The organism is Mucilaginibacter litoreus, assembly GCF_042676805.1.
In the GTDB taxonomy this organism is placed as follows: Bacteria; Bacteroidota; Bacteroidia; order Sphingobacteriales; family Sphingobacteriaceae; genus Mucilaginibacter; species Mucilaginibacter litoreus.
In genome coordinates this window covers 70,232-82,312 of sequence record NZ_JBHTHZ010000001.1, presented here as the reverse complement: position 1 = coordinate 82,312, position 12,081 = coordinate 70,232, and the positions used below count along the sequence as shown (strand labels likewise).

The 12,081-nt window shown below is 44.5% G+C and carries 6 protein-coding genes; 3 read left to right on the top strand and 3 right to left on the bottom strand.

The window, feature by feature from the left end; translation table 11 throughout:
- Positions 1-3 precede the first annotated feature (3 nt).
- The 3 genes from ACFQZX_RS00400 to ACFQZX_RS00390 all read left to right on the top strand — a co-directional run bounded on the left by ACFQZX_RS00400 (position 4) and on the right by ACFQZX_RS00390 (position 6,330).
- The gene (locus ACFQZX_RS00400) at positions 4-2,607 is read left to right on the top strand and encodes a glycoside hydrolase family 2 protein (RefSeq protein ID WP_377110763.1); all 2,604 of its coding nucleotides are present in this window, start codon (positions 4-6) and stop codon (positions 2,605-2,607) included.
- A gap of 74 nt (positions 2,608-2,681) precedes the next feature.
- The gene (locus ACFQZX_RS00395) at positions 2,682-5,465 is read left to right on the top strand and encodes a M16 family metallopeptidase (RefSeq protein ID WP_377110762.1); all 2,784 of its coding nucleotides are present in this window, start codon (positions 2,682-2,684) and stop codon (positions 5,463-5,465) included.
- Between the two features lie 37 nt (positions 5,466-5,502).
- The gene (locus tag ACFQZX_RS00390) at positions 5,503-6,330 is read left to right on the top strand and encodes an AraC family transcriptional regulator (RefSeq protein WP_377110761.1); all 828 of its coding nucleotides are present in this window, start codon (positions 5,503-5,505) and stop codon (positions 6,328-6,330) included.
- Here ACFQZX_RS00390 and ACFQZX_RS00385 read toward each other — a convergent pair.
- The 3 genes from ACFQZX_RS00385 to ACFQZX_RS00375 are packed head-to-tail and all read right to left on the bottom strand — an operon-like array spanning position 6,309 to position 11,928.
- A complete protein-coding gene (locus tag ACFQZX_RS00385) occupies positions 6,309-6,854 on the bottom strand; it encodes a hypothetical protein (protein ID WP_377110760.1) in 546 nt (181 codons plus the stop codon). The two genes, ACFQZX_RS00390 and ACFQZX_RS00385, sit on opposite strands and share 22 nt — an antisense overlap.
- Positions 6,851-7,576 (bottom strand): hypothetical protein, encoded by a 726-nt coding sequence (locus ACFQZX_RS00380; protein WP_377110759.1) that lies wholly within the window; start codon positions 7,574-7,576, stop codon positions 6,851-6,853. The genes ACFQZX_RS00385 and ACFQZX_RS00380 overlap by 4 nt, the downstream gene beginning before the upstream one ends.
- The gene (locus ACFQZX_RS00375) at positions 7,576-11,928 is read right to left on the bottom strand and encodes a hypothetical protein (RefSeq protein ID WP_377110758.1); all 4,353 of its coding nucleotides are present in this window, start codon (positions 11,926-11,928) and stop codon (positions 7,576-7,578) included. Before ACFQZX_RS00375 ends, ACFQZX_RS00380 begins: the two co-directional genes overlap by 1 nt.
- Positions 11,929-12,081: the final 153 nt, after the last annotated feature.

Below are 12,081 nucleotides of genomic sequence, written 5' to 3'. Positions count from 1 at the left end.
AACATGAATTTAAGCAAAAAAAGCTTGATGCTGGGCGCGTTATGCGCTTATGCAAGCGTAACGTACGCCCAAACCTATAAACAAGGTGAGGTGCCAATTCCTACCCGCTGGGCTAAAGTAGTTTCACCGACCAACGCCCTTAAAGAATATCCCCGCCCACAATTGGTCAGGACAAACTGGACAAACCTCAATGGCCTATGGAGCTATGCTATTACGGCAAAGGACGAACTACCGACGGCATATAGCGGCAGCATACTTGTGCCATATCCAATTGAATCCGCTCTGTCAGGTGTAAAGAAAAACTTGCAGCCCAACCAGAGCCTTTGGTATAAACGCGCCATCGTCAAACCGAACCTCAAGGCAGGGGAACGCGTGATCCTCCATTTTGGGGCGGTTGACTTTGAAGCAACCGTTTACCTCAACGGAAAAGAGATCACCAAACACCAGGGTGGTTATACGGAATTCAGTGTTGATGTCACCGATGAACTGAAAAGTGGCAGCAATGAACTTGGCGTCAAAGTATGGGACCCAACAAACGAAGGCTTCGGCCCAAGCGGCAAACAAGTGCTACATCCTGAAAATATTTATTACACGCCAAGTTCTGGTATCTGGCAGACCGTATGGATGGAGGTTGTACCGGCTGATCATGTTACTTCACTCAAGATCAAACCTGATGTCGACCATTCATCTGTAAAGATTACGGTTAACAGCAACACGAACGTATCGGTATCCATAACAGGAGCAGGCAAAACAATAAAAGGGAAAGCCAATAGCGAAATCAGCCTTCCGGTTACTAATGCTCACTTATGGTCACCAGACGATCCGTATCTCTATAATCTTACTGTTAAGCTCGGCAGCGACCAGATCAAAAGCTATTTCGGTATGCGAAAAATCGAGATCAAAAAGGATAAGGATGGCATAGACAAGATATTCCTCAACAACAAATTTACCTACAACCTCGGAACCTTGGACCAAGGCTTCTGGCCCGATGGGCTATATACTGCCCCAACCGACGAAGCACTGAAGTTCGATATCCAGGCCATTAAAGCCATGGGCTTTAATACCATCCGCAAACACATCAAAGTAGAACCGGCCCGCTGGTACTATTGGACTGACAAACTGGGCATGCTTGTTTGGCAGGACATCGTCAACCCTAATCAAGGCTTACCGGCCGGCGCCAAAGAAGAGTTCGAAAAAGAAGCTAAAGCCACAGTGGTGCAACTCTACAATTCACCATCTATCGTGACCTGGGTACTCTTCAATGAACGCTGGGGACAATATGATCAGGCTAGATTGACCACCTGGCTTAAACAGCTTGATCCCAGCCGGATCGTTAACGGACATACGGGTGAATATCTCTATGTCAACCACCAGTTAAGACAACCGTCAGAACAGCCTTACATCAACTCAGACATAGCAGACGTTCATGCTTATCCTAACCCAATGATGCCGATGAAGCTGCCAAACAAAGCGTTGGTAGTGGGCGAATTCGGCGGTATCGGCGTACCGGTAGAAAAACACATGTGGGATGAGATGAAAGGCGGCTGGGGATATGATGGGACAAAAGGGCCACTCCAAATGCAAGTACAATATGCAGAAATGGCAGATAGTTTACGTCAATTAGAAAAACTTGGTTTAACCGGCAGCATCTACACTCAGCCTTTTGACGTAGAGACCGAACTTAATGGCCTCATGACGTATGACCGTGAGATCATCAAACTACCCGCTGCAATCATCCGTAACATCAACAGTAAGGTATGGCCTGCAACCAAGAATTGGCCAACCGCAACTAAAGGCTTTTCTGCCACTGTGGCCGACACCAGCGATCATGGGTACGCAACCAAACTGAAGCTGTATCAAGCTGGCAGCAGGGACCCACAGCTCTTACGTGAATTAACTCTGATGGCTTTTAATCAGAACGATGGCGAACGCGCTAAGCAGCTTGCGCATGAATACCTTCAGTCTCTGAAAGAACCCGTTTCGGTAACTGACCTGCGTTTTATATTTCAGTTTACTTTAAACTCACAGGGGCAGGGTTATCCGTTCCTTGTTGCTCATGTTGATCAGCTATTGAAGGTGGTCGACAGTACAACCGTCAGCCGTAAATTCCAAAAAATTGTATTTGATGAAATGGTTCAGCCCGTATTGACACAAAGTCCAGATTATGAAAAAATAGACCAAATAATAAGGGAACACCCGGAAGTCAGTACAGGTGAATTCATCATCGGGCTCAGTGTTTTTAAATACCTTCAAGCAATTGCAGAACATGAGCAAAATGCTTTAGATAACTTTATGCGATTCGCCGACATTTACGATAGTCGCTTCCCCGGTTTGGCCACCTATAACGACTGGGCATGGGCAGTATTCCAAAACAGTGATAATCAAAAATACTTGGAACAGGCCCTCAGCTGGAGTAAAAAATCACTTCAACAATCAGCTGAAGCTGACAAAGCCGGTGTTATGGACACTTACGCGAATCTCCTTTATAAACTCGGTAAAAAACAAGAAGCGCTCGAATGGGAAGCAAAAGCACTGGCTGCCAGCAATGGCAACGCTGAGATCAAAGCCAACTACGAAAAAATGCAAAAAGGCGAAAAGACCTGGTAAGTAAACCTGAAATCGCGAGTAATCGCACGGGCGTAAAAGGTCGGTGCGAATACACGCTAGTTTTAAAATCAATTATGAACTTCAAGAAATTAATGATAGCCCTGCCATTTTTAGGCTGGGGTATTGTAACACGGGCACAGTCTATCCCACTTGATCCAACAGTCAGGACAGGCAAGTTAGCGAATGGCTTCACCTATTTTATCCGTAAGAACGTCGAACCCCAAAAGCGTGCTACCCTTTATTTAGTAGTGAAGGCAGGTTCCATCCTGGAAAAGGATAACCAGCTGGGTTTAGCCCACTTCATGGAGCACATGAGTTTTAATGGCACTAAACATTTTCCGAAGAATGAATTGGTGGAATATTTGCAAAGATCCGGAATTCGGTTTGGCGCTGATCTGAATGCTTATACTTCGTTTGATGAAACGGTTTATCAGTTACCGATTCCGACGGATAATGCTGAATTGTTAAAGAATGGACTGCAGATCATGCGGGACTGGGCAGGGGAAGCGACATTGGATCCGGTGGAGATTGACAAGGAAAGAGGGGTGGTGATCGAGGAAAAACGCTTGCGGAAAGGTGCGGGGGAACGTCTGCAGGCGGCTTTGTATCCGTTTCAGACGAATAATTCCCGTTATAGTCTGCGTATGCCGATAGGTTCGGAAAAGGTATTGACCAGTTTTAAGAAGCCGGATATTCTATCTTTTTATAAGGACTGGTACCGCCCCGATCTGGAGGCCATCATCGTCGTGGGCGATGTGGATGTAGCTGTGATCGAAAAGCAGGTCAAAGCGCTTTTTTCTGGCATGAAGAATCCTGCAGTTTCCAGACCGCGTACGGAGTACAAAGCTTCGTTACTGAATCGAAGCAGGTTTTTAGCGCTGACCGACCGGGAGCTGAGCCAGGTTGCGGTGGAGATTGACTATAAAACCAATAGTCTGCCGCAGGGAACGAAAGAGCAATGCCGTCAAAATTTGTTACGTAATGTGTGCAGCCAGTTGCTGGCCGGAAGGTTGGCTGAACTGAGCAAATCACCCGATGCGCCGGTGCTGAATGCCTCCGGTGGTTATCAACCGGTGATCAAAGGTATTGATGCATTATCTGTGGAATACACCGCTAAGGAGGGTAAAGTTAAAGAGGGTTTTGATTTTGTGTATGGCGCGCTGAAGCAGTTAAAACAGTTTGGGTTCACGGGATCGGAAATTGAGCGTGTAAAGACCGCTTATCTCAGTCAGTTGGAAGGTCTGGAGCGTGAAAAGGACCGTCAGAGCTCGACGGATCTTGCCGATGAGCTGAAAAGACATTTCCTGAATAAGGAACCTGCGCCGGGTATTGCTTATGAGCTCGGACTGGTTAAACAGCTGCTGCCGGGTATCACTGCGGAGCTGATCAGAAAAGAGATCGGATCACTGATCAGCGATAAGAACCGTGATGTGGTCATTACCGGCCCGGAAAGTAAAAAGGCAGTGCTGCCAACGGAAAGTACGATCAACAGTTGGATTGCCGCGCTGGATCAGAAAAGCGATTTGCCTTATGCAGATAAAGCAGCCAGCGGTGGTATCCTGAGCCAGGCGCCGGTTGCCGGTAAGGTTGTTAGCGAAAGCAAGGATGAGTCATTGGGAATAATAACCTGGAAGTTATCAAACGGCGCGAAGGTTGTGCTGAAACCGACGACGTATAAAAATGATGAGATCCTGTTCAATGCCTTTAGTCCGGGTGGCACCTCCCTGTACAGCGATAAAGATTTTCAATCGGCGGCAAATGCGGCCGGACTGGTTGCTGCTTCGGGTTTGGGTGAACATGATTACTTGAGTTTACCGAAATTATTGACGGGTAAACAGGTTGGCGTGCAGCCTGCCATCGGTGAACGATCTGAAGGTTTTAGCGGCGCGAGTTCGAAAGCTGATCTGAAAACAGCAATGGAGCTGCTTTATAGTTTCTTTACGGAACCGCGTAAGGATTCAGCGGTGTATAATATGATCATCAGCCATTCTTCAGAGGCGATTGCCGGTCGTTACAGTAGCCCGCAGGCGGTATTTCAGGATACGGTAGCCGGTGTGTTGAGTAACTATAATGTACGCCGGACGGGACCGTCATTGGATAAGATCAGATCGATCTCTTTGGATCGCGCTTTTGAGATCTATAAGGAACGGTTTGCGGATGCCGGGGACTTTACGTTTGTTTTTGCCGGTAGTTTTACGCCGGAAGAGATCAGGCCTTTGGTGGAGCAATATATTGCTTCTTTACCGGGTGGTGGGGTTTCGGAAAAAGCCAGGGATCCGGGGATCCGGATGCCTTCGGGGAATATTCGGAAAACGGTGTATGCGGGCAGCGAAGATAAAGCTACGGTGGTGATGCTGTATCATGGGGATTTTGTGTTCAGTCCGGAAGAAACGACAAGGTTGAGCGCGTTGAAAGATGTGGTGCAGTTTCGTATGGTGGAGCGCTTGCGCGAACAGGAAGGTGGTGCCTATGCGCCGTCGGTAAGCTTTGCGCGGGAACATGATTCCAGCGATCGCTACCAGATCACGATCAGTTTTGGTTGTGCACCGGCGAATGTGGATAAGCTGATTGCTGCTGCTAAGGAGGAGATCCAAAAGATCAAGACTTCGGGTGGTGTTTCTGCGGATGATCTGCAGAAGTTTAAAGCAGAGGAAAGCCGTCAGCTGGAACTGAGTTTGCAGAGTAATGGCTATTGGCTGAGTTACCTGACGACGAAATTGCAGAATGGGGAGGATACACATAGTATTCTTGGACAACAGCAGCGTATTGCTGGTGTGGGTGCGGCTGAGATACAGGCGGCGGCTAAGCAATATTTAACGGAGGATTTGCTGGAGTTTGTGTTGGTTCCCAAGAAATGATGATAAATAGATGGGTTTAAGATCAGTTAGCTAAGTCATGTCAGGTTTACTACCTTTTCAAACGATGTTAAGCCAGGAACCTTTACAGGTGACGAGGATCCGGGATTATATCAATCCCGGATCTTTTGTTCCGCACCGGCATCGATTCTATATGTTGTTGTGGATTACGGAAGGCTCGGGTGTACATGAGGTGGATTTTGAAGCTTTGGAACTGCTTCCAGGAAGGGTGTTTCCCGTTTCGGAAGGGCAGGTGCATAAGATTGTAGAACCCGTCTTGGATGGCTGGATGCTGACCTTTTCGGCTCCTGTTTTTTCGGGATTGATGGAAGGAGTAGGAGGGATAGATGCGGAGGAGATTTTTGACCAGCCTTTTATTGATTTGAATAAAGAGGAATCAGCAAATTTTTGCTGTCTGTGGGCTTTGCTGCAGCGAACGGTGTTGCAGAATGCTTTGAGTCCGATGCTGATCAACCAGCTGCGGGTATTACTGGGTTGTTTATTGCAATGTGCGGATCAGTGTAAACGGGTTCGCTCGCATGGTAGGAATTATCCGGTGCTGAAGGAATTGAAAAGGCTGATCGCAGCTCATTATATGGTACAGCCGCATGCGGATTATTATGCCTCGGTGCTGGACGTGCCATTGTGGAAACTGAATGCCTGGTGTCGTGAATCGCTGGGTACGAACGTGGCCGGTCTGCTCGCTGAGCGAACGGTATTAGAAGCAAAAGCTTTGCTGACTACCACAGATCGTTCGGTAAGGGAGATTACTTTTATGTTAGGATTGGAAGATCCCTCCAATTTCGCCAAAGTATTTCGGCGCGCGGTAGGGATGAGTCCGCATGATTACCGTCTCGTCGCCGGTTGAGCAGAGTTGGTAGGTGGCTTGTTACTGGTTGAAGCTGCCGGTCGTCGCACCGTTTTTTGTAGCTCAAGGAGTAGTTGTTCATTGTGCTGGCTTCTTTTTTCTAACTTTTCAATCATTTCGATAAGCGTTTTTTGTTCGTCCGGTTTTTTAAGTGTCTCGTGTTTGGCATCGACATATTTCCAGACACCTAAAATGAGTAAGATAAAGAAAAGTATATAACCGGCTAAATATAGCCAGTTAGCCTGCTTGCCAATAACTTTTAATGCTTTGCGCATAGTTTCGCTGCGGATCTCGCCGGTTCCTGTCGGGCGGTATTCGCTGATTTTTTCGTTTAGGATGATCAGTATGATGGAGATTATAAGGTCGGTGCTAAGCAGGATCATTGCAGGATGGTAAATCTGGGTATCAGGCGTACCGGTATATACATTGATCAGCAAGCCGCCGAACATGCCGATATAAATATTTAAAAGGGTGTTGTTGCCGTAGTTGTTAAAAAAATCGAGTGTTCTGTAGTAATATCTCATAGATCAAAATTTTTCATAAAGCGATCAAGTTCTGCCCGGTCGCCTAGGGTGTTATACCATGCCCTCAACTTCTCCAACTCAGTTGATTCAATGTATTGCCTGGTTTTGATCCGTGCAATTTTTTTTAGGGCCTTATCGTAATTGTCGGGAACTTGCATCTTTTTGAGCTCTTCTTGCAGCGCAACCGTGATCTGGGTGAATTCTTCAAAATCCATGCTGGTTCTTAGTGCGTGCATGTGGGGGATAAGTACTTCCTCGCAATAACTTTCACTCAGCAGCTCGTGACCGGAAAGCTGTTTATGGATCCATTCACAGCGGCTGACTTTGCTTTTAACTTTGATGACCCGGCTGTCATTCTGTTCCGTCCGGCTTAAGAAAAGAATTGGCGTATTAATTTCTTCTTTCCGAAGGAACTCTGCCAGGGTAATACCGTCATTGGCCAGATAATAGCCCAAAAGGATATGATCCATCAAAATAATGTTCGGCTGAAATGTTCTGATTTCCTGCATCAACCAGTCGAAACTCTCTTTTCTCATAGAATCTTCTTCCAGGTGATCCTTACCATATCTTGCATCAAGCGCGATGCGGACATGGTCCATCAAAGTTTTAAAGGATGCGGGATCACGTTTCGGGACGATTTCGAAATTAGTATCCAGGTTATCGTAAATCAGTTTGAACTGAAAATATTGGTTCTCTATAATAAGTACTTTTGGTTTGGCCATTATTTATTAGCGGAAGCATCTGTTAAAGTGAGTGATACGGTAAATTTTGATAATAACATTCCTTCCCCAAGTGGAAGGCAGGAAAAGTCAATTTTACCTAATTTGAATTTATTGAGTACGCTGGCAATCAGTTCTGTGCCAGCTATAGCATTTGCACCTTTAATTCGCTGGTTGTTTTGCTGAGACTTGAGGGCTTGGATACGTTTGTCGGGAACCATCGGGCAGGTGTTAGAAAGTTCAAAAATGATGTCTTTGGATGATTTGCTGCGCTTCACATTTATCCAGATTTTGTTTTCATAAATATGGGTTCCATCTGCAGCTTCGACAGATTTGCCGTCCGCAAAGATCCAGCGATTTTTCTTGGCATTGACAATCAGTTCAAAACAGATCATTTCCAATATTCGCTTAGAAAAGATGAAGTCCGGGATTTTTGGGTCAAGATCTACGGAGACTGATTCTGTATTTTCAATTTCTTCGTAACGAAACAGTTGTTTGACCATTGGAACGATTTCATTCGCAAGATGCGAGCGATTAATCACACTCCGATTATCAAATATCTCCTTGTAAAAAGCAATAGCTTCTTCCTTAAAACCAACCCGCAAAAAATCCTGCCGGTCGATAATATAGCGTTGTGTAACGAGCATAGCCCCCAAAATTCGTTCATAGCGGTCTTCCTTATAGTTAGCATGGATCAGTAGCAGACTTTCCCGACCATGTCCGGTAAGTAAAGCCGTCCTTTTTTTACTGTCCGCATCCATCCAATCGCGGAATTCATTGTGTTCATGATGAGATTGAACAAAGTCACTGATGGCCGATCTCAATAGAAGAAGATAACGAAGTCGGTTAACATCAGTCGGATTTCCATCACTGGCTTTAAAATAAAAACAAATGACTCCCTGAGCTTCGTCAATCAATTCCGGATCGTTACTGTGATTAAGATAGCGTTTATTGATTCTCAAAAGCAGGAGACGATCATAAATTTCCGGTACTTCAAAATTTAGCTGTACACCGTCACTGCCGGTTTCCAGGGTGGCATAAAGGTCACTCCATTTATGATCTTTTTTACATAGTTCGACTATGGTGATGATGGAACGTTTGCTGACGTCGGGTTTACCGTTCAGGAAACGGATCAGGTAATTCTCCGGATTGTCTAATTCAAATTCAGGCAGGCCGCTGGGTTCTGCTTCATTGTAAGCCAGAAAAATGTTGTCCGGACGGTTTGTTTTATATTTGACAAGAAACAATACTCCGGATTGTTCGGGCTGCGGACAGACGATCTCTTTAAGTTTTTCCATGATCAGACCTGTTTTTTTACTGAGTTCCTTCTCTTCGGTCTGTTCTTTCGTCAGGTAGTGTGTCAGATAAAGATAGTTCTGAAAAGCGATTGTTTGAACACCACTGTTTTCCTGAAGGTTGAAAAAATCGTTGGCAGTTTGTGAACGATAATGGTCTTTGCTTGCAGTTGTCTGAATAAAATCGGCGACCAGCCGATTACCGTAATATTGCGTCAGCTCCGATTTCCAGCTTGGCTCTCGGGACATGAATTCCAAAAAATTTTGTACCAGAATACCGTTTTCTTCTCTGAGCATTCGCAGAAGCTGCAAAAAATCCGGTGAATTATCCGATCTCTTGTTAAATTCTATTAACCTCTCTTCTAATCGTATACTACGCGCCTCATTCAAATAAAGCAGTTCTTTGACTTGGGCCAGATAAAAGACCTTAAGATTGCGCAAAGTGAAAAGCTGTTTTTCAAGAACTGCACGGTCGGTATTAGATTTAGTACCGCGTTCACTGTATATTTCACTTTCCACGTCTACGCTTAACTGTGGCACCCCTTTAGGCCCGAAAAGTTGATGCAGAAATTCCAGAAAAGGGATGGATATCAGGTAATTCGCATTGAGCAAGCCCGCGCGGCGTATCAGGAACTTCAGGTTTCTGATGCTTTCAAAACCGAGTTGACCTGCTTCCATTTCTGCCAGCAGATGCTGCATTTGCCGTTCGAGTAGTGTAATGACCCAGCCGAAGACTTTTTGTCGCACCGGTTTATAGTAAGTAAAAGGCGATTGGGTTAGAATTTTCAAAATTGCATCATCTATTTCAGTGAGATGAGCTTCCATTTCTTTAGCACTGTTAAAAACAGAATGGTTTATCAATAAAGTTCTTCGGCCAAGTAGTTGATCCCGCCATAACTCGTAATCTGTCAATTTATCAAAGTGATGGTACCCACCTTGACGGTGATGATCGGCAAACCACTCATAAATCAAATGTGTGCATTCTACGCGGATCAGGTATTTGTTGTCGTCTTTTTTTTCATTTAAGTGGGCCGTATCTGTTAAACGCAATTTGGCAGATTTGGCAAGAAAATGAACTTTAAGTTTGTCCAGGAATGATTTCGAGGCTAGAAGTTCATAGCGCTCCTTTTCCTTGCAAAGCGGACAGCTTTCATCCAGCTCTATTATCGAAGGTAAATGCAAATTTGCATAGGAGAAGAATGTCTTTTCTTTACCCTTGAGCTTTCGCACAATATTCTTGTTAACAAAATGGCTTGAGCGATTAAGCATGATGATACAGCCATCAAATCCGTTATTATCTGAGCGGGTATGCTTCAAAAAATAATTGCTCTTAAAAAATGTGGCGCCTGAAACCAGGGTATCATCAACGAAAAGAATAACAGATTCCTGTTGATCCGGATTAATTACTGAGTCGTAAAATGCGCTGAAGTTCTGAATATGATCCTGAGAAGGGTCATAGTGGATAATGGTTGCTAATCCGTCAAGCAACACGGTGTTAACCAAGTTAACAAAACCGGCGTTTGACGGGTTGCCGGGAGCCAGAATAACATATTGTTTTTTGGTACGATCTTCAAAAATCGGCTGATTAGCTAGGGATTTAAGCCAGGGCGTCAGACCCTTTTGATTTCTTCTGAAAAGATTTTCTTTGTCCAGATAGAACATGTAATGGTCGCGATCACTTGCATAGTGCCCATGATACAGCGTATTTTTAGGAAGGTTTAACGCATGATTATCGGTGATTTTTCTTGAGCGTGGGGTGTCGAATACCAAGATAGGCGTAACAGAAGTTTTGTCGGTAATCAACAGCGGTCTTTCATCTTCCGGTTTGTCCGGAAAACATAATTTACATTTATTTACATCGTACCAGGTGGTTGGTAACTCGATAAAATAACGCTGCCTTTTTTGCTGGTCTTTTTTCGCAGAAAGTGCATTGATCCATACCGTTTTTTTTCCAGCATCCCGTTTTTTCCAGCCGAACTTTACCTCGTTGACGGTAAGTCCATCCTCATTTTTTTCGCTGTCATCATAAATATGAAGGAGATTTAAATGAGGCTCCAGAATATGCGCCTGGGCAAAATCACGCCTGATCACCTCTTCGATTTTGATTGAGGTAGAAAAGGTGCTGGCAATTGGTATGATCAATACAATATTTCGGTAAACCTCCTGGCGTTTTTTGATTCGTTGCAAGTTCTCTTCGTCACTGATAATGTCATGATTTACAGGTATTGATGTAAGATAACTGCTTAGGAATTTTACACAAAGACTCAAAAGCATTTCAGAATAAAGACCATATCCGATCAGTGTGATACCTTCAGGCTTTTGCTTTTTATTTCGTTTGGGCTTATTGTAAGCCGGTTTATGAAAGTGCTCCCGGATGAGATCTTTAGCAATGATAAAAGCGAAACAGGATGCGTAGGCACTGTTTTGAAAAAGACGTTTCGCGTAATAAAAATTCGATGTGTGAATTTTAGATCCGATGCGGAAGTGAGAATCTTTTATACGGTAACCCTGAATTCGATCAGCATCATTTTCCTTGGATAATTGCGGTTTAAGATCGGTTTGAAGGGTTACGAGTGTGTTTTGTTCAAAAAGGGTTAGCTGTCCATTATTAGTTTTGAGCAATAGCTCAAAAGGTGCCGTGACCAGGTTGCGCGTACAGGTGAATTTTTTACCATGGGAGGTTACTCGATAGATATAACAAATGGTTTGCTGCAGGTTGATTTGTCCCTCTATCCCTCTGAAAAGGTGTTCGCTGATATTATAAATGACCAGTTGGATGCGTTCCTGCCACTTAACAATAAAGTTTGTAATCAGATTAATGTCTGCCTGGTGCTCGAGATTAATACAGAGATAGATCCGCTTTTTGTCTTTGTGCGCAGCCAGCGATTTGGGCACCTCGTCGGATTCACTTATGAGCAAATAAGGATATACGATCTGCTGTTTTTCTTTCCTGAGCTCAGCCGCCAGGTGCTCTTTTTTTTCAATGAGCGTAAATCTGAGCCAGGCAGAAAAATCTGTTAGTCGAGGTTGTGTAGGTCGGTTAAAATCAAGCGTAAACATCAGGGATAAGATTTGGTAAGGTAAGATAGGTAACACAATTGCATAAAGCAAATTACCATTAATTTATCCTCTATTTGATGTTAAGTTTTAGTTCAAACAGCCTGTATTTTGGCTCCCGGTTTTGTAGCGTGGCGCTCGCTATTAAAAAAGAAG

Bases quoted from the DNA above. Each gene is read 5' to 3' on its own strand.
- ACFQZX_RS00380 (WP_377110759.1), bottom strand. From the start codon at position 7,576: ATGGCCAAACCAAAAGTACTTATTATAGAGAACCAATATTTTCAGTTC.
- ACFQZX_RS00390 (WP_377110761.1), top strand. From the start codon at position 5,503: ATGTCAGGTTTACTACCTTTTCAAACGATGTTAAGCCAGGAACCTTTA.
- ACFQZX_RS00385 (WP_377110760.1), bottom strand. From the start codon at position 6,854: ATGAGATATTACTACAGAACACTCGATTTTTTTAACAACTACGGCAAC.
- ACFQZX_RS00375 (WP_377110758.1), bottom strand. From the start codon at position 11,928: ATGTTTACGCTTGATTTTAACCGACCTACACAACCTCGACTAACAGAT.
- ACFQZX_RS00395 (WP_377110762.1), top strand. From the start codon at position 2,682: ATGAACTTCAAGAAATTAATGATAGCCCTGCCATTTTTAGGCTGGGGT.
- ACFQZX_RS00400 (WP_377110763.1), top strand. From the start codon at position 4: ATGAATTTAAGCAAAAAAAGCTTGATGCTGGGCGCGTTATGCGCTTAT.